Genomic DNA, 22,464 nt, shown 5'->3' on the forward strand with positions numbered 1-22,464 from the left:
AGGAGTATGGATGAAGCAACAGCGTGCGATAAGATAGCTTATGCTGCATGTATTACTGAATTTTTCTCATGAATAATGGCTGACTTCAACGAATTGACGGCCTTTGCCGCCGTCGCCCGCCTGCGCAGCTTTCGCAAGGCGGCCCTGGAACGGGGCGTCTCCGCTTCCGCCCTCAGCCATGCGCTGCGCGCGCTGGAAGAGCGCCTGGGCGTGCGCCTGCTGAACCGCACCACGCGCAGCGTCACGCCGACCGAGGCGGGCCAGCAGCTCCTGGCGCGGCTGGCGCCGGCCATGCGCGAAATCAATGATGCCTTGCAGGATTTGAGCGCCTTGCAGGATGTGCCCGCAGGCAAGCTGCGCCTGAACGTGCCCCGTCCGGCGGCGCGGCTGCTGCTCGCGCCCATGCTGGCCAGCTTCGTTGCCCGTTATCCGCGCGTGCAGGTGGAACTGATCACCGATGACGGCATGATCGATATCGTGCGCGACGGTTTTGACGCGGGCATCCGCTTCGGCGAGCAGGTGGCGGCCGACATGATCGCCGTGCCTGTGGGCGCGCCGCAACCGTTCGTCGTGGTGGGCTCGCCCGCTTACCTGGCGGTGCATGGCGCACCGGCCACGCCGCGCGCGCTGCTGGAACACGCCTGCATAGGCCGGCGTTTCCCCAGCGGGCGCCAGTATGCGTGGGAGTTCGAGCAGGACGGGGAGGGTGTCAGCATTGCCGTCGGCGGTCCGCTGGTGTTCGACGACGATGAATTGATGCTGCGCGCGGCCCGCGATGGCGCGGGACTGGCGTATGTGTACGAGGCTGATGCGCGCGCCGATATCGCGGCCGGGCGCCTGGTGTGCGTGCTGCAGCGCTGCCTGCCGCCGCCGCCCCGTTACTTCCTGTACTACCCGAGCCGGCGGCAGATGCCGCCTGTGCTGCGCGCCTTTGTCGACATGCTGCGCGCGCCGGCGATATAGTCAGCCGGCGGGCGGCGGCGCGGCATGCTCGACCGGCCACTTGATGGTGAACAGGCTACCGCCTGCCTTGCCACGCGTGCAGACGGCGCTGCCGCCGTGGGCGCGCGCGATGGCCTCGACCACGGCCAGTCCCAGGCCGCTGCCCGCGTTCAGGTCGACCCTGGCGCTGTCGCCGCGGCGGAACGCCTCGAACACGTGCGGCGCCAAATCCTCCGCAATGCCGGGACCCGCATCCTCGACGCTCAGGTAGTACTGGCCGGCCTGCACGCGGGTGCGCACGCGCAGCAGGCCCGGATGCGCATAGCGGCGCGCGTTGTCGAGCAGGGCCAGCACGATTTGCCGGATGCGCGCCGCGTCGCAGCAGACGGGATGGTCCGACAGGTGCAGTTGCAGGGTAAAACCGGCCGCTTCCATCTCTTGCGCCAGCAGGCGGCGCACTTCGCCGATTTCCAGGGTCAGATCCGTCCACGCCATGCGTAGCTGCATGTGACCGCTGTCGGCCAGGCTCAGGGTGCGCAAATCCTCGATCAGCCGTCCCAGGTCCTCGACTTGTGCCAGCAGGCTGGAAAACGGCACTTCCTCGGGCTTGAAGACGCCATCGACGACGCCTTGCAAGGTGCCGCGCAGGATGGTCACGGGCGTGCGCAATTCGTGCGCGATGGCCGCATTCCACGTTTCGCTTTCCTTGGCGCCCCGCTGCAGGCGCTCGGCCATGCTGTTGAAATCGTCGACCAGCATGGCCGTCTCGCCCAGGCTGCGGTCGCCCGCGAAGGCGCGCGCGGACAGGTCGCCATGCGCCACGCGGCGCACGCTGTCCATCACGGAATTGATCGGTTTGAGGATGCGCGAAGCGAGCTTGAGGGCGAAAAAGGCGGCCAGGCCCAGGCCAAAGATGGTGATGGCGAAAATCCACAGCCATTCGACGGTGCTGGGCGACCAGTCGTCCGGCTCGGACAGCATGCCGGGATCGATCTTGAAGGCGATGGCAAAGAAGGTCCAGGAACCGATCCAGATGATCAGGATGCTGCTGACCATCAGCACGGACATCGACAGGATGATTTGCCGGTTCAAGCCTGTGAAGCGCATCAGAGGTCGCTTTCCAGGCGGTAGCCCACGCCGCGCAGGCTGGCCGGCATGTTCAGCACGCCTGCTTCTTCCAGCTTCTTGCGCAGCTTGCTGACGTGGCTATCCACCGTGCGTTCCATCGAATTGCTCTCGGGCATGCACGACTCCAGCAATTCCAGGCGGCTGCAGACGCGGCGCGGCGTGCGCGCCAGGTGGGCCAGCAGGCGAAATTCCGTCAGCGTCAGGCTGAGCGCCACGGCCATGCCATCGCGCAGCACGCTGGCCACATAGGTTTCCTGGTCGATGTCGATGGGGCCGCAGCGCAGGCGCTGGCCGCCCACTGGATGGTGGCGCACGCGCGAGCGGCGCAGCACGGCGGCCACGCGGGCCACCACTTCGGCCGGATTGAAAGGCTTGATGATGTAGTCGTCGGCGCCCACGCGCAGGGCGGCCAGCTTGTCGGCATCCTGGTCGCGGGCTGTGAGCATGATGACGGGCGTTTCGCCGCGCCGGCGCACTTCCGCCAGCACGCCCCAGCCATCGACACGCGGCATTTGCACGTCGAGCAGTAGCAGGTCCGGCGCCAGCGCCAGGTGCTGCTGCAGCGCTTCCTGGCCATCGTGCGCGAAGGCCGTGCGGTAGCCGTCGCGCTCGAGGTACCCGGCGAGAATGCGGGCGATTTGCGGTTCATCTTCGGCGATCAGGACGAGGGCGGAAGGGGGCGTGGTGGCAAGGAAGGAGGGCTGGCTGGCGCTGTGATGATAGTTCATCCAAATAGTCTAGCATTCTTCGCTGTCTCCATCGAATCTCCACATTTCTTTGACGGAACATCCATCTTGGCCTTCTATGCTCTTGTTATCTGTCGACCGGACCGCCGGTTGGGATCTGCCATAGAGAAAGACCATGCATCCGAGCCATTTCACCAAGAAAAACATGTTGATCGCCGCGGCACTGCTCAGCCTTGCCGCCTGTTCCAAACCCGCGCCGGAAGAAGGCGCCGCGCCGCCCGCCGCCGTCACCGTGCTCAAGCTGCAAGCGGCGCCCGTCGTCCTCAGCGACGAATTGCCGGGCAGGGTGGCCGCCTTCCGCACGGCCGACATCCGCCCGCAGGTGGGCGGCATCGTGCTGCGCCGCCAGTTCGAGCAGGGCGCCGACGTGCAGGCGGGACAGAAGCTGTTCCAGCTGAACCCGGCGCCATTCCAGGCGGACGTCGATTCCGCCGCCGCCGCCCTGCAGCATGCGGTGGCCACGGCGAACCGCGCCAGCAGCCAGGCCGACAGGTTGAAACCGCTGGTGGAAGCGGACGCCATCAGCCGCCAGGCGTATGACGACGCCGTGGCCCAGCGCGAGCAAGCCGTGGCCACCGTGGCGCAAGCGCGGGCCAGCCTGGCGCGGCGCCGCCTGGACCTGGCCTTTGCCAGCATCGAGGCGCCCATTGCCGGGCGCATCGGTTCCGAACTGGTGACGGAAGGCGCGCTCGTGGGCCTGGCCGATGCGGCGCCGATGGCGCGCATCCAGCAGATCGACAAGGTATATGTCGACGTGCGCCAGCCGGCCGCCGCGCTGGCCGCGCTGAGAGCCGCAGGTTCGGACAGCACGGGTGGCGCCGACAAGCTGCCCGTGACCATTTTGGGCGCCGATGGCCAGCCGCATCCCGTCACGGGCCGCATCCTGTTCTCGGGCATCAGCGTCGATGCAGGCACGGGCGACGCCGTCATCCGCGTGCTGGTCGACAATCCGCAGCGCCAGTTGTTGCCGGGCATGTTTGTGCGCGCCCGCATCGCCCGCGCCGTGCAGGCAAATGGCGTGCTGTTGCCGCAGCAAGCCGTCTTGCACAGCAGCAGCGGCCAGGCGCAGGCCTGGGTGCTCGATGGCACGAACAAAGCCAGCCTGAAACCCATCACGGTGGGCGACGTGGTCGAGCACCAGTACGTGGTCAACGGCGGCCTGAAGGCTGGCGAAACCGTCGTCATCGAAGGCCAGGAACGCTTGCAGCCTGGCGCCACCGCCGCGCCGCAGCCGTGGAAGCCGGCCATCGTGGCAGCCGCTGCCGCCGCCAAGGCGCGTTGATGCACCATATGAATACAATGAAAGCCTAACGACATGCCTCAATTTTTCATCAACCGCCCCGTCTTTGCGTGGGTGGTGGCGGTCTTCATCGTCCTGTTCGGACTGATCGCCATACCGCAATTGCCGATTGCGCGCTTCCCTTCGGTGGCGCCGCCCAGCGTCAGCATCAGCGCCAACTACCCTGGCGCCACGCCGCAAACCATGAACGATTCCGTGGTCGGCCTGATCGAGCGCGAACTGTCGGGTGTCAAGCACCTGCTGTATTTCGAGTCGTCCACCGACACGTCGGGGTCGGCTTCGATCACCGTCACTTTCCAGCCGGGAACGAATCCGGAAATGGCGCAGGTGGACGTGCAAAACCGCCTGAAAGCCATCGAACCGCGTCTGCCGCAGGCCGTGCGGCAAAATGGCTTGACGGTGGAATCGGCGTCGTCCGGCTTCCTGATGATCGTCAGCCTGATTTCCGAGAATGGCCAGCACGATGAAGTGGCGCTGGGCGACTACCTGGCGCGCAACGTGACGGAAGAACTGCGCCGCATTCCCGGCGTGGGCAAGGTGCAGCTGTTCGGTTCCGAGCGGGCCATGCGCATCTGGGTTGATCCGGCCAAGCTGGTGTCGTACAACATCGCCATGGGCGAGCTGACGGCCGCCATCGCGCAGCAAAATGCGCAGATCGCGCCGGGCCGCCTGGGAGATTCGCCGGCCGTGCACGGCCAGCGCGTGACCATTCCGCTGACGGTGCAGGGCCAGTTGCAAACGCCGGCCGAATTTGCCGCCATCGTTCTGCGCGCGAATGCGGATGGCTCGAAAGTGACCATCGGCGACGTGGCGAAAGTGTCGCTGGGCGCGCAAAGCTTCAATTTCAGCATCCGCGAAAACGGGCAAGCCGCGTCGGGCGCCGCCATCATGCTGTCGCCGGGCGCCAACGCCGTGCAGACGGCCAGCGCCGTGCGTGCGCGCATGGCCGAACTGGCGCACACCATGCCGGCCGGGATCAAGTACTCGGTACCGTTCGACACGGCACCGTTCGTGAAAATCTCGATTGAAAAGGTCATCGTCACGCTGTTGGAGGCGATGGTGCTGGTGTTCCTCGTCATGTATCTGTTCCTGCAAAAGATACGCTACACCCTGATTCCCGCCATCGTCGCGCCGATTGCCCTGATGGGCACCTTCACGGTGATGCTGCTGGCCGGCTATTCCGTCAACGTGCTGACCATGTTCGGCATGGTGCTGGCCATCGGCATCATCGTCGATGACGCCATCGTCGTGGTGGAAGCCGTCGAGCGCCTGATGGCGACCGAGGGCTTGTCGCCGAAGGAAGCGACGTCGAAAGCCATGCGCGAAATCACCGGTGCGGTCGTGGGCATCACGCTGGTGCTGACGGCCGTGTTCATCCCGATGGCCCTGGCCAGCGGTTCCGTGGGCGCCATCTACCGCCAGTTCACCCTGGCCATGGCCGTGTCCATCCTGTTCTCGGCCTTTTTGGCCTTGAGCCTGACGCCGGCCTTGTGCGCCACCATGTTGAAACCGATCGGCCCGCACGACCACGATAAAAAAGGCTTCTTCCTGTGGTTCGACCGCCAGTTTGAGCGCATGACGGCGCGCTACGAAAAGGGCGTGGTGGCGATGGTCAAACGCGCGGGCCGTTCGATGGTGCTGTATGGCGCCATCGTCGCGGCGCTGGGCGTGGCCTTCATGCAGCTGCCGTCGGCCTTCTTGCCGGAAGAAGACCAGGGATACTTCATCACCTCGATCCAGCTGCCGTCCGACGCGACGATGGAGCGCACGCTCGACGTCGTCAAACTGTACGAGCAGCACGTGGCCACGCGGCCAGGCATCGAAGTGAACCAGTCTATTCTCGGTTTCAGCTTTTCCGGCGCGGGACCGAATGCGGGCCTGGCGTTCACCATGCTGAAGGACTGGAAAGAGCGCAACGGCGCCACGGCGCAGGAGGAAGTGGCGCTGGCGCAGGCCGCCATGTCGCAGGCGAAGGAGGGCGTGATCATGAGTTTGATGCCGCCCGCCATCGATGAACTGGGCAACTCGTCCGGCTTTTCCATGCGCCTGCAAGACCGCGCCAACCAGGGCATCGCTGCCTTGCAGGCAGCGCAGAACCAGCTGCTGGGCCTGGCCGCGCAAAGCGCCAAGGTAGCCGGTGTGTATCCGGACGGCTTGCCGCCCGGCGCCAGCGTGCGCCTCGATATCGACCGCACCAAGGCGGAAGCGCTGGGCGTGTCGTTTACGGCCATTGCCGACATGCTGACGGCAGCCATGGGTTCGACCTATGTCAATGATTTCCCGAACGCCGGCCGCATGCAACAGGTGATCATCCAGGCCGATGCGCCGTCGCGCATGCAGCTGAACGATGTGCTGGCCTTGCGCATCCGCAATAACGCGGGCGGCATGGTGGCCCTGGGTGAACTGGTGCGCCCCGTGTGGAGCGAGTCACCGCTGCAACTGGTGCGCTACCAGGGTTATCCTGCGGCGCGCATTTCGGGCAGCGCGGCGCCCGGCGTATCGAGCGGCGACGCCATGCTGGAGATGGAACGCCTCGTGAAGCAATTGCCGCCCGGCTTCGCGCTGGCGTGGACGGGCCAGTCGCTGCAAGAGAAGGAATCCGCGTCGCAAGCGCCCATGCTGATGGCGCTGTCGATGCTGGTGGTCTTCCTTGTATTGGCGGCCCTGTATGAAAGCTGGTCGATTCCCGTCTCCGTGATGCTGGTCGTGCCTTTGGGCTTGCTGGGCGCCGTGCTGGCCGTGATGTTGCGCGGCATGCCGAACGATGTGTTCTTCAAGGTCGGCATGATCACGATCATCGGCCTGTCGGCGAAGAACGCGATTTTGATCGTCGAATATGCGCGCCAGTTGCAGGCGCAAGGCAAAGGCTTGGTCGAGGCGACGGTGGAAGCGGCCCGCTTGCGTTTGCGTCCGATCCTGATGACGTCGCTGGCGTTCGCGCTGGGCGTGGTGCCGCTGATGCTGGCCACGGGTGCCAGCGCCGAGACGCAGCATGCGATCGGCACGGGCGTGTTCGGCGGCATGATCACCGCCACCGTGCTGGCCGTGTTTTTCGTGCCCGTGTTCTTTGTCGTGGTGCTGGGTGCCGTCGACAAGATGGACGCTTATTTCAACAAACGCAGTAATCGCATCGCCGTCAAGGCGGTGGAAGGAGAATCGTAATGCGTTTGATTTTTATCACGCCGCTGGCCGCGCTGGCCTTGTCGGCCTGTTCCCTGACACCGCCGCTGGTGAAACCGGCGGCGCCGATACCGGCCAGCTATGCCGAGGTTTCGGCGCCAGGCATAGGCGACACTGCCGCCGGCCTGGGCTGGCGCCAGATGCTGCTCGATGCGCGTCTGCAGCGCCTGGTCGGCATCGCGCTGGAAAACAATCGCGACTTGCGCGTGGCGTCCCTCAACGTGGAAGCCGTGCGGGCCCAGTACCAGATCCAGGATGCGGGCCGCACTCCGGCCATCGGCGCGAATGCGGGTGGCGTGCGCCAGCGCGGCGCCGATGCGGTGACGCAAAATCAGTTCACTGCGGGCATCGCCATGAGCGCGTTCGAGATCGACCTGTTCGGCCGCCTGCGCTCGCTGTCGGATGCCGCCTTTGCCCGTTACCTGGCCACCCAGCAGGGTCAGCGCGCCGCGCACATGGCCCTGATCGGCGCCGTGGCCGACGCTTATCTGGAGCAGCGCCTGGCCGAGGAACAGCTGGCGCTGGCGCGGCAAACCCTGCTTGACTGGCGTCAGGCCCTGGTCCTGACGCAGCGCCTGCACGCCGCGCAGCAGGGCAGTGGCCTTGACGTGGCGCAAGCCGAAGGGCAGGCGGCCACGGCGGAAGCGGACGTGCAGGCGCGCGAGCGGGCCAGTGCCCTGGCGCGCAACAACCTGGAATTGTTGCTGGGCGCGCCGCTGCCAACGGACTTGCCGGCAGGCCGGCCGCTCGATGGCCAGCCCGTGCTGACGCAGCTGCCGCCCGGCCTGCCATCGGATTTGCTGGCGCGCCGCCCCGATATCCTGCAGGCCGAATATGCGCTGGTGGCGGCGAATGCGGAAATCGGCGCCGCCCGCGCCGCCTTTTTCCCGCGCCTGTCGCTGACGGCGTCGCTGGGCTTCGCCAGTCCGGAACTCAGTGACTTGTTCCGCGGCAGCGCGCGCAGCTGGTCGTTCGCGCCGCAAGTGACGCAACCGCTGTTCCAGGGCGGCCAGCTGCGCGCGGAATTGCAGCTGTCGCGCCTGCGCAAGGACGTGGCCGTGCTGCAATACGAACAGGCGATCCAGGCCGCGTTCCGCGACGTGCGCGACGGCCTGGCGGGCAGCGCCACGTATGCGCAGCAGATCGCCGCGCAAGAACGTGTGGTGGCGGCGGCGCGGCAGCGCCAGCGGTTGTCACAGCTGCGCTACGACGCGGGCCAGGACAGCCGCCTGGAATTGCTCGACGCGCAGCGCCAGTCGTACGCGGCGCAGCAAACCCTGCTCGACGCGCGGCGCGACCAGTTCAAGTCGGCCGTGGCCCTGTACAAGGCGCTGGGGGGAGGGCTGGAAGAGTAGGGCTTAGCGGCGCCAGTGCCAGCGACCACGGTTCCCGTCCCGGACGCAGGGCATACGCGACCAGTGTGCCGTCGCCGCTGGAATCGGCCAGCACGGCCGCCACGCCGTGGGCCGGATCGCCGGACAGGGCACGCAGGTCGAAGTTTGGCATGCCCAAGCGGCTCCACCTTGGCTGGGCGCCCGAGTCCAGCATGCACAGCTGCCCCTCGCCGTAGGCAATGAAGCCATCGTGGAAATTGCCCGTCACCATCTCGATGGCCAGCGGTGGCGGCGGCAGCGCCGTCCAGGCGTCGCCGCCGCGTGACAGTTTTGCTGCCGCAGCCTCACCCACCGCCAGCATGCCATGCTGCCAGTCACCGGCGATCAGGGTGGCCTTGCCGCGCAATGGCGGGGGCAGGGCGGCGCAGCGCTCCCATGCATTCCACTCACCATTGCCATTGGCCGACCTGTCCAGCCGGTACAGGCCGTGGCCATCGGCGGCCAGCAGCAGGTAGCCGTGATGGTGGTCGCCGGCCAGGCCGGCCATGCCGGTGCCGGCAGGCGGCCCCGCGACGTCTTTCCAGCGCGCCTCCGGCTGGCCCAGGGCGGCGAGAAAACGGATGGCCGTGCCATGCACCAGCGTGGTGTAGCCCACGCCATCGCCCAGCAGGCAGGCGAACGCCGTGTCGCCAGGCACGAAGCCAGGGGCCTTGGTGCAGTCCAGCCAGTACAAGTTCCGCTCGACCTGGGCCAGGCTGCGCACCGTGCCATCGTCGCCCAGCAGGACGATGCCCTTGGCGGGACTGCCGGCGATGCGGATGTAGTTGCTCATGCGGGTATCCTTATGGCGTATCGGTTTGCTGACGGTCTACTGTGCCAGACGCCGGTACTGCCGTGGCGGGCAGGCGCAGCTCATCTTTATCATGCCGTAAAAGCGCCGATCGGGCGGTTGCGCGCCAGGCTCCAGCCCGTCGTGTTCTGGGCGGCGGGCTGGCCGTCCGCACGCTGCACGCTGTGGCTCCAGAGGATTTCCGTAAAGTTCAGCTTGAACTGTTCGGTCGGCATGTCATCGGGATGGGTTTGCAGCTGGATTTCGCTGATCAGGGCATCGCGCAGCGAGATGGTGATGATGTTGACCGTCTTGTCGCCCGAGTTGCGGGCGATGTACAGCTTGGTAGGCTGGGCGGCACCCCTGCCCAGTGGCTCGGCGCGCAGGCACAGTTCATACAGCTTGACGGACGTCTGGTCGACATATTTGACGCAGGTAAATTCCGTGATCACGGGCCGCCCGGACGTGCGCGCCGCATTGCTGACGTCGGTCATCACTTGCTGCTTCATGCCTTGATGTAACGACACCAGCTCGATGCACTGGCGCATGCCCTGAAACGCGGCGGCGTCGCTCCAGGCAGTGTCGATAAGACTTCCGCCATTGCTACCGTCCGTCGCCTTGCCGAATACGAGTTCCCCGTTGCCGGGTTCCAGCAAGATCAAATTCATGGCGATGCTCCCTTAAAGTCAGTGTGCACGGGCCTTTTGCGCTACAGCTGGATGTGGCGCGGGCGTGGCACTTGCCAGCCCGCTTCGCCGTGGCTGTCGACAAAACAGATTTTCAGCTGCGCCATGCCTTGCGAGACGAAGAATACGCGGGCCGTGGCCTCTTGCCGGTCGCGGGTGATGTACCACACGGCGTCGCCCCGTGCCAGGCCCCGGCTGCTGACGCGGTGCACCAGCAAATCGGCATTGTCGCGCGGCACGATGGCCACCCGTACGTCGGCTTCTCCCATGGTCTCTGATTGAAATATGCGCGCCACTCTCTGTTTCCACTTGTCGTCGTGCCTGCGACTATACACTGAAAAAATTGCATAAACACAAGCATCAATGGCGCCGAAATATATTTTTGCATGGCTGCATCCAAACGCGCGCATGGCGAGTAGTACAGGGGTGCGCTCGCCGCAAGGGCGGCACGAGCGGCACTTCCACTCACTCTTACAGGGGCCACGATCATGCCGATATTACCGACCTTGCCATTTGCCAAGCTGCTGCTCGTTTCCGCCGTCGCCATGACCTTGTCCGCCTGCGGCGGCAGCGACCATGACGATGTTGTTGCTCCGCCAGCGCCACCCGTGGCGGTGGCCGGCGATGTCTTCGTGCTCACCGCCAGCAACAAGTTGCTGTCGTTCGACCGCGCCACGCCAGCCACCATCCGCACCACGGCCAGCGTGACGGGCCTGCAGGCTGGCGAAAACCTGCTGGGCATCGATTTCCGTCCCGCCGATGGCCAGCTGTATGGCGTCGGCAGCACGGGGCGCATCTACACCCTGAATGGCGTGACGGGCGCCGCCACCGTGAAAGTCACCTTGGCGGCCGATGCGGCCGACGCGACGGCGCCCTACACGGCGCTGGCCGGCACGGAGTTCGGCGTCGATTTCAACCCAGTCGCCGACCGCCTGCGCATCGTCAGCAACACGGGCCAGAGCCTGCGCATCAATGTCGACACGGGCGCCACCATCACGGATGGCAATATCAACGGTGGCGCGGCCAATACGGCCATCACGGCGGCGGCCTACAGCAACAGCTTCGCCGGCACGGCCAGCACGACCTTGTTTGTGATCGACGCGGTCAACGCCACCCTGTACACGCAAAATCCACCCAACAACGGCACCCTGGCCGGCGCCGTGCCGCTGGGCGTGGCGGCCACCAGCGTCGCCGGTTTCGACATCGATGCGCGCACGAATACGGGCTACGCCGTCATGACGGTGGCCGGCGCGCGCAACCTGTACACCTTGAACCTGGCCGTGGCCACGGCGCCTGCAACCCTGGTGGCGGCCATCGGCGTGACGGAAGAATTGCGCGGCATCGCCTTGAAGGCGCCGGGCGCCCCCATCGCCTACGGCCTGACGGACGACAATCGCATCGTCAGCTTCAAGACGGCTACCCCGAACACGTTGGACGCCAACGTGGCCGTCACGGGCCTGGCGGCGGGCGAGCGCCTGCTGGGCTTTGATATCCGTCCGAAAGACGGCTTGCTGTACGGGGTATCGTCAACGGGGCGCATCGTTACCATCGCCCCGGACACGGGTGTGGCCACCGTCAAGGCGACGCTGGCGGCCGATGCGGCGGACGCCACCGCGCCCTACACGGCCATCGCCGGCACGGCCTTCGGCGTCGACTTCAATCCCGTCGCCGACCGCCTGCGCGTGATCGGCAATACGGGGCAAAGCCTGCGCATCAATGTCGACACGGGCGCCACCACCACCGATGGTGCCGTCAACCGCGCCGGTGCAACGCCGGCTGTCACGGCGGCGGCTTACAGCAACAGCTTTGCGGGCACGGCGGCCACCATGTTGTTCGATATCGATACGGCCAGCGCTGCGCTCGCCCTGCAAAATCCGCCGAATGACGGTACTCTCGTCAATGTAGGGCTGCTCGGGTTGGCCGTGGCGGGCGACGTCGGCTTCGATATCGCGGGTGGCGCGAATGGCCTGGCTCTGGCGGCCTTGCGCACGTCGGCCACGGGACCGAGCTCGCTGTACCGCATCGACCTGGCGACGGGTGCGGCCGTGCTGAGCGGCGGCGCGGCCACGCCGGCCGCGTCCCTCGTCGGCAACGGGCCGGTGGGACTGGTCGATATTGCCATCGCGCTCAAGTAAGGAAATACGCCGCAGCTTTGCTTTGATTCAATAATTCCAGTATTATAGAATTATTGTTGATCTTCAATGGCTGCGGCGCATGGTGCCCGCGATGCCGCATCGAACGGGACCTTGCCCCATGCTCACCGCTTTCCTGATCTTTCTCGCCACATTAGTCCTCGTCATCTGGCAGCCGCGCGGCCTGGGCATCGGCTGGAGCGCCGTCATCGGTGCGTGCGTCGCCTTGCTGGCGGGCGTCATCCACTGGGGCGACATCCCCGTCGTCTGGCACATCGTGTGGAACGCCACCGGCACGTTCATCGCCGTGATCATCATCAGCCTGCTGCTGGACGCGGCCGGTTTCTTCGAATGGGCCGCCTTGCACGTGGCGCGCTGGGGCGGCGGCAGCGGCAGAAAACTGTTCGTGCTGCTGGTCTTGCTGGGCGCCCTGGTTTCCGCCGTGTTCGCCAACGACGGCGCCGCGCTGATCCTGACGCCCATCGTCATCGCCATGCTGCGCGCGCTGAAGTTTTCCGCCAGGGCCACCCTGGCCTACGTGATGGCGGCCGGTTTTATTGCGGACACGGCCAGCCTGCCGCTGGTGGTGTCGAACCTGGTGAATATCGTCTCGGCCGATTTCTTCAAGATCGGCTTTGCCGAGTACGCGTCCGTGATGGCGCCTGTCAATGTCGTCGCCGTGCTGGCGACCCTGGCGGCCTTGCTGCTCTTTTTTCACCAGGATATTCCCCGCGACTATGACGTGGCGCAGCTGAAACGCCCGGACGCCGCCATCCGCGACCTCGGTACCTTCCGCGCCGGCTGGCTGGTGCTGGCGCTGCTGCTGGTGGGATTTTTCTCGCAAGAAAGCCTGGGCGTCCCCATCAGCCTGATCGCCGCCGTCGGCGCCGCGCTGCTGCTGGGCGTGGCAGGCAAGGGGCACGTGATTTCCACGCGCCACGTGCTGCGCCATGCGCCGTGGCATATCGTCGTCTTTTCGCTGGGCATGTATCTGGTCGTGTACGGCTTGCGCAATGCGGGCCTGACGGCGTACCTGACGGGCATGCTGAACCACTTTGCGCAGTACGGCGTGTGGGGCGCGGCCATGGGCACGGGCGTGCTGACGGCGTTATTGTCGTCCGTGATGAACAACCTGCCGACGGTGCTGGTGGGCGCGCTGGCCATCGACCCGACGACGGCGCAGGGGGCCGTGCGCGAAGCGATGATTTACGCGAACGTCATCGGCAGCGACCTGGGCCCGAAGATCACGCCCATCGGCAGCCTGGCCACCTTGCTGTGGCTGCACGTGCTCGACAGCAAGAATATCCATATTTCCTGGGGCTACTATTTCCGCGTCGGCATCGTGCTGACCGTGCCCGTGCTCTTGGTGACCCTGGCCGCATTGGCGCTGCGCCTGGGGTGATGAAGGAAGGAAATATGGCCTATAGACGACCGGTCAGATTTTTTGCTATACTGGCTGCATGAGCAAAAAATCCTCCGCTGACATGCGCCAGCACCTGATCGACATCGCCAATGCCCTGATGGCCGAGAAGGGCTATACGGCCGTGGGCCTGGCCGAGCTGGTGGCGGCCGCTGGCGTGCCGAAAGGCTCGTTCTACTATTACTTCAAGTCGAAGGAAGAGTTTGGCCAAGCCTTGCTCGATGACTATTTCACCACCTATCTGCAGACGGTCGACGCCTTGCTGACGGGACCAGGCACGGCGCGCGAGCGCCTGCTGGCCTATTTTGACTACTGGCGCGCCACCCAGGCCAGCAGCGCGCCGGAAGGCAAATGCCTGGTGGTCAAGCTGGGCGCCGAAGTGTGCGACCTGTCCGTGGACATGGGCGCCGTGCTGCAGCAGGGCACGGGCGCCATCCTAGAGCGCCTGACGCAGTGCGTGGAAGCGGGCCACTTCGACGGTTCCGTGGCGGCGGCGACGGCGGCGCGCGTGCTGGCCGAATCCCTGTATCAGTTGTGGCTGGGCGCTTCGCTGATGGTCAAGGTGGCCAGGAACGGCGGACCGTTCGACGCCGCCATGTCGACCACGCAACGGCTGCTGTCCTAGCCGTTTTTTTTAACCATTAAATAGACGACCGGTCAGTTATTTTGACCTCTCGCACAATATGAAAGCAGTACGATGACCGAACAGCATGAAAGCGATCTATTTTCTCCCGTCGACCTGGGCGCGCTGGCGCTGGCCAACCGCATCGTCATGGCGCCGCTCACGCGCAGCCGCATGGGCGACGATGGCGTGCCGAACGCCTTGCACGCCGAGTATTACGCCCAGCGCGCCAGCGCCGGTCTGATCATCAGCGAAGCGACGAATATTTCGGCCCAGGCGCGCGGCTACGCCATGACACCCGGAATCTGGACGGACGAGCAGGTGGCTGGCTGGAAGCTGGTCACCGATGCCGTGCATGCGGCCGGCGGCAAGATCGTCTGCCAACTGTGGCATGTGGGGCGGTTTTCGCATGCGAGCCTGCAGCCCGATGGCGCCGCGCCCGTCGCCCCTTCCGCCATCCGGGCCGAGGGCAGCACCTATACCACCAGCGGCATGCAGGCCGTGTCCATGCCGCGCGCGCTGGCAACGGGGGAAATCGCCGGCATCGTCGCGCAATATGCGCATGCGGCCGCATGCGCACTGCGCGCCGGTTTCGATGGCGTCGAAGTGCATTCGGCCAACAGCTACCTGCTCGACCAGTTCCTGCGCGATTCGACCAACCAGCGCACGGACTCTTATGGCGGCAGCATCGCAAACCGTGCGCGGCTGACCCTGGAAGTGACGCAAGCCGTGGTGAACGTCTGGGGCGGGGCGCGGGTCGGCATCCGCCTGTCTCCCGTCACGCCCGACGCGGGCAATACGCCCGTCGACAGCGACGTGATGGCCACTTATGGCTATCTGATCGAACAGTTGAACGGCTATGGACTGGCGTACCTGCACTTCGTCGAGGGCGCCACGGCCACCTCGCGCGCTGTGCCGACAGGCGTCGACCTCGATGCGCTGCGGGCGCTGTTCGACGGTCCGTACATCGGCAACAACCACTATGACTTGCCGCTGGCGCAGGCCCGTCGCGCGCAAGGCAAGGTTGATGCGGTGGCGTTTGGCCGTCCCTTCATCGCCAACCCGGACCTCGTGGCCCGCCTGCGCCATGGCGTGGCGCTGACCGTGGCGCCGCGCGAGGCGTATTACGGCGGTGGCGCCAGCGGCTACACCGACTGGCCCGCAAACCTGTACTGATTTCTCTTGATTTTCTTTTTTACTCACCCAAGGAGCGCAACATGAACAACACCACTTATGTGCAGGATTACCAGGCGATTGTCGCCGTGCTGAATCAATACAATGCGGGCGGCGCGCAGGCCGACAGCAGCATCATGCGCCCGGCTTTCAGCGGCCAGGCCACCATTTTCGGCGTCGATGGCGACGATAAGCTGACGGGCGGGCCCATCGAGGGCCTGTTCGAGATCATCGACAGCGCCTTCCGGCCATCGCCGCAGGCAAGGGCGGCCATCGTGCGCGTCGACATCGTGGGCACGGCGGCCAGCGCGCGCGTCGATACGGACGATATCTCGGGTTTCCGCTTTACCGACTTTTTCAACCTGTTGAAGGTGCAGGGCGAGTGGACCATCGTCAGCAAGATTTATCACACGCACGCGGGCGCCTGATGCACTGGCTGGGCGCCCGATGCTGTATCGTGTGGCGTCCAGCATGCGGAGAGAATGAATGAAACTGATACTGACAGGCGCCACGGGCCTGGTGGGCCGCGAAGTACTGCGCCTGGCCCTGGCCGACGCGCGCGTCACGGCCATCGTGGCGCCCGTGCGCAAGCCCTTGCCTGCGCATCCGAAGCTCGATGCGCCGCTCGTCGACTTCGACCGCTTGCCGGCGGAGGCGCCCTGGTGGCAGGCGGACGCCGTCATCTGCACCCTGGGCACGACCATGAAGGCGGCGGGCACGCGACAGGCGTTCCGACGGGTTGACCATGACTATCCGCTGGTCGTGGCGCGCCTGGCGCTGGCGGCCGGCACGCGCACGTATGCGCTCAATTCCGCGGCCGGCGCCGACGCCGCTTCGCGCTTCTTTTATAACCGCGTCAAGGGCGAGCTGGAGCGCGACCTGGAAGCGCTGGGTTTTTACTCGCTCACGCACGTGCGACCCGGTCTGATTGGCGGCGAACGCGAGGTGGCGCGGGCGGGCGAGGGCGCCGCCTTGCGCCTGCTGCGCGTGCTCGCTCCCGTGCTGCCGCGCCGCTGGCGCATCAATCCCGCGCCGCGCATCGCCAGCGCCTTGCTGGAAGCGGCGCTGGCCGCCGCGCCGGGCGTGCACGTGGTGACGTCGGAGCAGCTGCTGTGAGCGCAGGCCCGTATCATTTATCTTCCCGTTTTTGAAAGGATCACAATGCAGACAGTACGCCCTTACCAGGCCGGCGACCGCGACGCCTGCCTGGCCCTTTTCGACGGCAATACGCCGCGTTTTTTCGACCCGTCCGAGCGTGCGGGCTTTGCCGCCTGGCTGGAAGCATCGACGCATCCGTATCTGATCATCGAACGCGACGGAGACATCGTCGCCTGCGGCGGCCATGCCATTGAGGCGGGCGGCACGGTCGCCAGCCTGTGCTGGGGCATGGTGGCGCAGGATCTGCATGGGCAGGGACTGGGCCGCGCGCTGACGCAGGCGCGCCTGGACGCCATCCGTGCCGTGCCGGGAGTCGCCAGCGTGAGCATGAATACCAGCCAGCACACGCAGCGGTTTTATGCGCGCTTCGGTTTTGAGGCAGTCAAGGTGACGCCGGATGGCTTCGGGCCAGGCATCGACCAGTGGGACATGATGTTGCAACTGCCCGTGTAGCAACTGCCGGCTGGCATGGCGTCATGCTTCGGCCAAATACTGATTGAGATGGTAACGTTAGTCGCTTACTATCGTTGGGTGTTTCAACTAGGAAAGATGCCCATGCGCCCGTCACTCTCGTTTGACCTCCCATTGCAGACCGCCGCCAGGCACGGAGGCCAGCATGGCTGATGACAGCCTGCCGCCATCCCCGCTCGTCATCGTGGCCAGCAGCGGCACCGGCGGCGACATGCAACCGTTTATCGCGCTGGCGCAGGGCTTGCAGCAACGGGGCCGGCGCGTGCTGCTGCTGGTGCCGGGCTGGCAGGAAGCGGCCGCGCAGGCGTCAAGGCTGCCGTATCAAATCTTTGGCAGCGTGGAAGAGGGGCAGGCCATGCTGTGCGACCCAGGCTTGTGGGATGAGCGCAAGGGTTGGGGCGTGGTGTGGAATGGCCTCGTGCCGCACCTGGGCGCCGTGCGCGACGTCGTGCAAGGCTTGCCGGCCGGCGAGTCGTGCGTGGTGCTGTGCCACCCGATCCTCGTGCCGATGGCGGCCCTGGCGCGCTCCGTGCGCCCTGACTTGCGCATCGTCGCGGCGTATCTGGCGCCATCGAACCTGTGCAGCAGCCATGACTTCCTGGCGGCCGGCTCCTTGCGGATTCCCGCCTGGGTGCCGCTGGCCTGGCGCCAGGCGCTGTGGCGGCTGATCCACCGCAGCATGGTCGACCCGGTGCTGCTGCCGGGCCTAAATGGGGCGCGCGCGCAGCATGGGCTGCCGCCGGAAGCGCATTTTTTTGCGCACATGCTGGCCGCGCCGGATGCCTCGCTGGGGCTGTTCCCCGCCTGGTTCGCCGCGCCGCAGGCGGACTGGCCGCCGCACTTCGTGCAAGCCGATTTCACCGGCGCCGCCATGCATGGCGCTGCGGCGCTGCCGCCGGAGCTGGAACGTTTTCTGGACGAGGGCGAGCCGCCCATCGTGTTTACGCCCGGTACCGGCCACCAGCACGCGCAACGCTATTTCAGCATCGCGCTGGACGCCTTGCGGCGGCTGGGGCGGCGCGGCCTGTTCCTCACGCCCCACGCGGCGCAAGTGCCGCAACACTTGCCGCCGACCGTGATGTGGCAGGCGCACGTGCCGTTTGCGGCGCTGTTGCCGCGCGTGGCGGCCGTGGTGCACCACGGCGGCATCGGCACCAGCGCGGACGCCTTCCGCGCGGGCGTCCCGCAACTGATCGTGCCATTCGCGTACGACCAGTTCGATAACGGCTGGCGCGCCAAACGGCTGGGTGTAGCAGATGTCTTGCTGGCCAAACGCCTGTCGGCGGGGCGCATGCGGCGGCAACTGGCGCGCCTGCTGGCCGCGCCCGAGGTTCAGTTGGCGTGCGCCGACGTGGCCCGCAGGATGGGGCAGGGACTCGAATCAGCGCGCCTGCTCGATCACGTCGAGGCGGCGCTTATCGGGACTGGGGCGCACCGTCGTCGAGGGTGATGACACGGTCGTTTGCGCCGGGCACGCAGCCGTCGGCGATTGGTTCCCAGCCCCGGTGCACGACCACCTGCTTGCCGTCGTGGCAGATTTCCACGCGTTCGCTGGCGGGCAGGCGCTGGCGCGCGAACGCTTCCAGGCTGGCCGGCAGGCTCACTGCCAGCTGCATCGTGCCGATGGCTTCCGGCGGGTGGTCATCCATGTGCACGAGAGGCACGAAGATCGAGCCCAGCATCAGCCAGCGCGCGCCGACGTCGACGGGGGCGGGCGCATACGGCGCGGCGCGCAGCCAGTCCTGGGCGCGGGCGCGCAAGTCGCTGCCGGCGGCCAGCTCGCCCCAGGCTGCGGCCAGCATTTCCACCACCCACTGATTGCAGTTCTGGTATTTCAAATTGAAGGCGTACGCGTTGGCGCTGTAGCGGCCCGCCAGCAACTGCTGCACGCGCACGGGGTCGAGCAGGGCGCGGCGCAGGGGCGGCACGGTTTCTGCAGGCAGTTTCACGAGGGAGATGTAGCCAAGTGACGGATTTTCCGTGCCCATGGCGAAACCGGCCGTGCCCTGGTCGAAGATGCGCGGGCGGCCTTCGTCGCAGGCGTAGTACAGCTGGCGCGCGGACCAGCCGCTGTCATTGTCGTGGCGCCAGGCCAGCGCCGCGTGCGAATAGCGGATGCCGAAGCGGGCCAGGTCCAGGCCGGAGCGGCTGATGAGGGCCACGCTGCCTTCGCTGGCGGCCAGTTCCTCGCGCACGACGGCGGCAAAGCGCAACAGACGGTCCTGTTCCGTGGCCGTGAGTTCCTGCGCGCGGTCGCAAAAGCGCGATGAGGCGAGCGAGGTGCCCGCCTGGGCCGCGCCAGCCAGGACGAGCGCGGCGCAGCCGGCCAGCAGCGGCGCCAGTTTGCGCAAAATCAAAGGCTGACGGGACGCGTGGCCATTTCGCCGTACCAGTCGTCGGCCAGCACGAGGAAGAAGGCGGCGCGCGTGTCGTTGCGCGAGAATTCGATGCCATAGGCGCGGTTTTGCGCATGCACCACGTCGCCTTGCGCCAGCTGCTGCTTGTCGAGTGCCGCTTGCGGCAAGTCCAGCACCAGCGGCGTTGCCGTGGCGTCGGCCTGCATGGTCAAACGCGTCATGCCGTCGCGGCCTGGCAGGGCTGCCACGTCGATGATGCGGTAGGGGCCATTGGCCACCTTGTTGTCGCGCGAGGAGCTGTTGCTCGAACCGTTGAGCGAATCGGAAATGCTGCCGCTCGACTGGGAGCCGGCGCTGGAGGCCGAGGAAACGAAACTGTCGGCGTTGGCGTTGCACGCCACGGTCAGAGCTGCGGCCAGGCCGAGCATGCGTAAGGAGATAGTCAAGGCAGTTTTCCAGTGGACGTCAATGAAAGCGCGCCGGGTCTGTCCCGGCCTGCGCCATCATAGCAGATCGCTTATCAGCTGAGCAGTACCTCGATCAGGCCCTTCGCTTCGGCCGACGGCTGCGTGCGCAGCGCCTGCAGCACGGGATCATTTTCCAGATACGCTTGCAGCGGCGCGCTGACGGTGACGCTGGCCTGCGGCAGCGGTGTCGGCACGGGTGCCAGCGCCTTGGCCAGCAGCAGGGTGTCGCGCAAGCCCTCGGGCGGCAGCATGATGGTCGAACCGGGCAAGGCGTTGACGGCATCAGCTACCGGCAGCGGCACGCCCAGCTGGCGCATCAGCGCGCGGCCGATCACTTCCAGCGTGGATGCCATCTGCGTTTCCAGCTCGGCGTACAGGCCCGGCGTCTTGTCGGCCTGGGCCAGCAAATAAAAACCGGCCACTTCATGCACGATGCCGGCGAACAGGGCCGTGTCGGCATCAGTGTGCGTGACGGCGCCCGCCAGCCCATGCGCCAGGGCCGCCACGTGCACGGTGTGCGCCCACAGCTGGGTGGCGCGGGCGCGCAAGGCTTCGTCGCGGATGCCCGCGTTCAGCTGGCGGATGACGGCCGCCGTGGCCAGCGCATACAGGTTGCGGTGGCCCAGCCGTTCGACTGCGGCGCGCACGCTGGTGAGGGCGGGCGCCTGGCCGGGCGCGAACAGGGCCGAATTGGCCAGCGCCACGGCGCGCGCCGACAAGGTCGGTTCGCACAGCAGCAGCCGGCTGATGTCGGCCGAGTGGCAATCCGGATTCGCCAGTTCCTTTTGCAGGAGCAGGGCCGTATTGATGCTGGTGGGAAAAGCCAGGGTTTCCGTTTCGGCGCTGGCCAGAAGTTGCGCCAGACTGCTGAGCGTGTTGACGTGCATGGATAGGGGAGCGAGAAGTAGCAATGCCCCATATTATCAGGCAATCCGGCCTGCATGGCGCCCGACAGCCTTTCCTGTGAAATAGGCCGCGCCTCGACCGCGCCTCGACCTATTCATCAGTCCAGCTTATAGACCCTAGTGGGTTTATGGCGCTAATCAGCACGGGCCAGCGCTGTTAAGCTTGTATGGCCAGGACAGGCGACGCCGGCTGCCCGGCGGCACGTGAGACCAATCATACCGGCAAGAAAGGAAACCAGACATGCATCGATACGCCGCGGCACTCTTGCCGCTCTGCCTGCCCGCCGGGGCGGCTGCCGCGCCAGCGGCAGTCACCGTCACGCGCGCCGCCGCCATGCCCGCCAGCATCGGCGACGCCGCCTATTTCACGGGCACGGTCGAAGTCGGCGCCAGGTTCCAGCGCCTGGCTCCGGCCCGCGTGGGCGGCGGCCTCGTCACCTTCGCGCCCGGCGCCCGCACGGCCTGGCATACGCATCCGCTGGGCCAGACCCTGATCGTCACGCAAGGCCATGGCTGGGTGCAGCATTGGCAGGGGCCGCTGCAGGCGCTGGCCGTGGGCGACGTGGCGTGGATACCGCCCGGCGTCAAGCACTGGCACGGCGCCACGGCCACGTCTGCCATGCAGCATGTTGCCATTGCGGAGGCGCAAGATGGCACGGCCGTCAACTGGCTGGAGCACGTGGCGGATGACAGCTACCCCAGGTAGTCAGGACTGTTCGCCGTGCGCCAGTATCTCCAGGAAAGCCGCCACCAGGCGGCTTTTTTCATCGGCGCGCGTCACGGCCACCACGGTGGTGCTGGTGGCGATATCGTCCAAGGGCAGGAAGACCACGTCGGTGCGGTTGTTTTCCGCGATCGAGCGGGCTACCAGGGTGGCGCCCAGGCCGGCGGCCACCAGTGACAGGGCCGTGTAGATTTCCACGGCGGAATACGCCACGGCCGGCTCGGCGCCCGCCGCCTTCAGCGCGGCGACGATCTGCTGGCCAAACGGGCTGATCGGGTCTTTCGGATACAGGATGAAGGGGATGTCCGCCAGCTCGGCCGCGCGCAACGACGTGCGTCCCGCCAGTCGATGGTGCAGGGGCAGGGCGGCCACCAGCGGGTCGTCCAGCGTGACCGCGTGGCACAGGTCGGGCGGCGCTTCGCAGGGGCCGATGAAGCGCGACAGGCCGATATCGATGCGCCCCTGGCGCAGCTGCGCCGGCTGGTATTCGGACAGCGCCTCGACCAGGTCCAGCTGCACTTGCGGATAGACGGCGCGAAATTGCCGGATGGCCCGTGGCAGCACGGAAAACGTGGCCGAGCGGGTAAATGCGATGCCCAGCCAGCCATGGCTGCCCGTTGCCAGGCCCTTGGCCTCGTCATCCAGGCGCGCCGCCTGCAGCAGCAGTTCCTTGGCGCGCGGGTAGAAAAACCGGCCCAGCGGCGTCGGCTCCATGGGCCGGCGCGAACGGTCGAACAGCTCACCGCCCAGGTGGGCTTCCAGCTGCCCCAGCTGCATGCTGATGGCCGTCGGCGCCACGTGCAGGCGCTCGGCCGCGTGCGCGGCGCTGCCCGCTTCCACCACCTCGCAAAAATACCGCAACTGTCTTAAGTTCATTTTTATTGATCCAA

At 66.4% G+C, this 22,464-nt stretch carries 22 protein-coding genes; 13 read left to right on the plus strand and 9 right to left on the minus strand.

Features of this window, described 5'->3' with window-relative positions; translation table 11 throughout:
• Positions 1 to 75: 75 nt before the first annotated feature.
• Positions 76 to 963 (plus strand): LysR family transcriptional regulator, encoded by an 888-nt coding sequence (locus tag AC3IQ7_RS14150; RefSeq protein WP_489210219.1) that lies wholly within the window; start codon positions 76 to 78, stop codon positions 961 to 963.
• Here AC3IQ7_RS14150 and AC3IQ7_RS14155 read toward each other — a convergent pair whose 3' ends face one another.
• Both AC3IQ7_RS14155 and AC3IQ7_RS14160 read right to left on the minus strand, forming a co-directional pair.
• Positions 964 to 2,049, minus strand: coding sequence for an ATP-binding protein (locus tag AC3IQ7_RS14155; protein ID WP_099377083.1), 1,086 nt, complete (start codon positions 2,047 to 2,049; stop codon positions 964 to 966).
• Entirely contained in the window at positions 2,049 to 2,798 is a 750-nt protein-coding gene (locus tag AC3IQ7_RS14160; protein ID WP_099377082.1) for a response regulator, read from the minus strand. The genes AC3IQ7_RS14155 and AC3IQ7_RS14160 overlap by 1 nt, the downstream gene beginning before the upstream one ends.
• 133 nt (positions 2,799 to 2,931) lie before the next feature.
• Here AC3IQ7_RS14160 and AC3IQ7_RS14165 point away from each other — a divergent pair, with 133 nt between their 5' ends.
• From AC3IQ7_RS14165 to AC3IQ7_RS14175, 3 genes are read left to right on the plus strand one after another with little or no spacing between them, the layout of a single operon-like run.
• Positions 2,932 to 4,098 (plus strand): efflux RND transporter periplasmic adaptor subunit, encoded by a 1,167-nt coding sequence (locus tag AC3IQ7_RS14165; RefSeq protein WP_489210222.1) that lies wholly within the window; start codon positions 2,932 to 2,934, stop codon positions 4,096 to 4,098.
• Positions 4,099 to 4,131: 33 nt separating this feature from the next.
• Positions 4,132 to 7,278, plus strand: coding sequence for a multidrug efflux RND transporter permease subunit (locus AC3IQ7_RS14170; RefSeq protein WP_489210224.1), 3,147 nt, complete (start codon positions 4,132 to 4,134; stop codon positions 7,276 to 7,278).
• The gene (locus AC3IQ7_RS14175; protein ID WP_489210226.1) at positions 7,278 to 8,651 is read left to right on the plus strand and encodes an efflux transporter outer membrane subunit; all 1,374 of its coding nucleotides are present in this window, start codon (positions 7,278 to 7,280) and stop codon (positions 8,649 to 8,651) included. Before AC3IQ7_RS14170 ends, AC3IQ7_RS14175 begins: the two co-directional genes overlap by 1 nt.
• Here AC3IQ7_RS14175 and AC3IQ7_RS14180 read toward each other — a convergent pair.
• The 3 genes from AC3IQ7_RS14180 to AC3IQ7_RS14190 all read right to left on the minus strand — a co-directional run bounded on the left by AC3IQ7_RS14180 (position 8,599) and on the right by AC3IQ7_RS14190 (position 10,480).
• Positions 8,599 to 9,462, minus strand: a complete 864-nt coding sequence (locus AC3IQ7_RS14180; RefSeq protein ID WP_489210228.1) for a hypothetical protein — start codon at positions 9,460 to 9,462, stop codon at positions 8,599 to 8,601. The genes AC3IQ7_RS14175 and AC3IQ7_RS14180 overlap by 53 nt on opposite strands.
• An 89-nt stretch (positions 9,463 to 9,551) precedes the next feature.
• Positions 9,552 to 10,127 (minus strand): Hcp family type VI secretion system effector, encoded by a 576-nt coding sequence (locus AC3IQ7_RS14185; protein WP_489210230.1) that lies wholly within the window; start codon positions 10,125 to 10,127, stop codon positions 9,552 to 9,554.
• Positions 10,128 to 10,168: 41 nt separating this feature from the next.
• Complete coding sequence (locus tag AC3IQ7_RS14190; protein ID WP_489210232.1) at positions 10,169 to 10,480, minus strand: 7(1) septoil knot domain-containing protein; 312 nt, start codon at positions 10,478 to 10,480, stop codon at positions 10,169 to 10,171.
• A 153-nt stretch (positions 10,481 to 10,633) separates the two neighbouring features.
• Between AC3IQ7_RS14190 and AC3IQ7_RS14195 the strand changes: the two genes are divergently transcribed.
• From AC3IQ7_RS14195 to AC3IQ7_RS14230, 8 genes are all read left to right on the plus strand, one after another.
• Positions 10,634 to 12,280 (plus strand): DUF4394 domain-containing protein, encoded by a 1,647-nt coding sequence (locus tag AC3IQ7_RS14195; protein WP_489210234.1) that lies wholly within the window; start codon positions 10,634 to 10,636, stop codon positions 12,278 to 12,280.
• Between the two features lie 118 nt (positions 12,281 to 12,398).
• The gene (locus AC3IQ7_RS14200; protein WP_489210236.1) at positions 12,399 to 13,679 is read left to right on the plus strand and encodes an arsenic transporter; all 1,281 of its coding nucleotides are present in this window, start codon (positions 12,399 to 12,401) and stop codon (positions 13,677 to 13,679) included.
• Between the two features lie 58 nt (positions 13,680 to 13,737).
• A complete protein-coding gene (locus AC3IQ7_RS14205) occupies positions 13,738 to 14,322 on the plus strand; it encodes a TetR/AcrR family transcriptional regulator (RefSeq protein ID WP_199534262.1) in 585 nt (194 codons plus the stop codon).
• A gap of 72 nt (positions 14,323 to 14,394) precedes the next feature.
• A complete protein-coding gene (locus AC3IQ7_RS14210) occupies positions 14,395 to 15,495 on the plus strand; it encodes an alkene reductase (RefSeq protein WP_489210238.1) in 1,101 nt (366 codons plus the stop codon).
• 41 nt (positions 15,496 to 15,536) lie between these two features.
• Positions 15,537 to 15,920 carry a nuclear transport factor 2 family protein gene (locus AC3IQ7_RS14215; protein ID WP_099377071.1) on the plus strand — a complete coding sequence of 128 codons (384 nt, stop codon included), beginning with the start codon at positions 15,537 to 15,539 and terminating at the stop codon, positions 15,918 to 15,920.
• 58 nt (positions 15,921 to 15,978) lie between these two features.
• A complete protein-coding gene (locus AC3IQ7_RS14220) occupies positions 15,979 to 16,608 on the plus strand; it encodes a Rossmann-fold NAD(P)-binding domain-containing protein (protein ID WP_489210240.1) in 630 nt (209 codons plus the stop codon).
• 45 nt (positions 16,609 to 16,653) lie between these two features.
• Positions 16,654 to 17,103 carry a GNAT family N-acetyltransferase gene (locus tag AC3IQ7_RS14225; RefSeq protein WP_489210242.1) on the plus strand — a complete coding sequence of 150 codons (450 nt, stop codon included), beginning with the start codon at positions 16,654 to 16,656 and terminating at the stop codon, positions 17,101 to 17,103.
• A gap of 163 nt (positions 17,104 to 17,266) precedes the next feature.
• The gene (locus AC3IQ7_RS14230) at positions 17,267 to 18,571 is read left to right on the plus strand and encodes a glycosyltransferase (RefSeq protein WP_489210244.1); all 1,305 of its coding nucleotides are present in this window, start codon (positions 17,267 to 17,269) and stop codon (positions 18,569 to 18,571) included.
• Here the strand turns inward: AC3IQ7_RS14230 and AC3IQ7_RS14235 are convergent.
• The 3 genes from AC3IQ7_RS14235 to AC3IQ7_RS14245 all read right to left on the minus strand — a co-directional run bounded on the left by AC3IQ7_RS14235 (position 18,537) and on the right by AC3IQ7_RS14245 (position 20,832).
• Complete coding sequence (locus AC3IQ7_RS14235) at positions 18,537 to 19,478, minus strand: DUF2145 domain-containing protein (protein ID WP_099377067.1); 942 nt, start codon at positions 19,476 to 19,478, stop codon at positions 18,537 to 18,539. The genes AC3IQ7_RS14230 and AC3IQ7_RS14235 overlap by 35 nt on opposite strands.
• Complete coding sequence (locus AC3IQ7_RS14240) at positions 19,475 to 19,906, minus strand: hypothetical protein (RefSeq protein WP_071077609.1); 432 nt, start codon at positions 19,904 to 19,906, stop codon at positions 19,475 to 19,477. Before AC3IQ7_RS14240 ends, AC3IQ7_RS14235 begins: the two co-directional genes overlap by 4 nt.
• Before the next feature lie 92 nt (positions 19,907 to 19,998).
• Positions 19,999 to 20,832: an HDOD domain-containing protein gene (locus tag AC3IQ7_RS14245; protein ID WP_233516049.1), complete on the minus strand. Its 834-nt coding sequence runs from the start codon at positions 20,830 to 20,832 to the stop codon at positions 19,999 to 20,001.
• Positions 20,833 to 21,091: 259 nt separating this feature from the next.
• Between AC3IQ7_RS14245 and AC3IQ7_RS14250 the strand changes: the two genes are divergently transcribed.
• The gene (locus AC3IQ7_RS14250) at positions 21,092 to 21,556 is read left to right on the plus strand and encodes a (R)-mandelonitrile lyase (protein ID WP_489210247.1); all 465 of its coding nucleotides are present in this window, start codon (positions 21,092 to 21,094) and stop codon (positions 21,554 to 21,556) included.
• On the opposite strand, the gene AC3IQ7_RS14255 is transcribed toward AC3IQ7_RS14250, so the two are convergent.
• Positions 21,557 to 22,450, minus strand: coding sequence for a LysR family transcriptional regulator (locus tag AC3IQ7_RS14255; protein WP_489210249.1), 894 nt, complete (start codon positions 22,448 to 22,450; stop codon positions 21,557 to 21,559).
• Positions 22,451 to 22,464 lie beyond the last annotated feature (14 nt).

Source organism: Janthinobacterium sp. GL_088 (assembly GCF_057837845.1).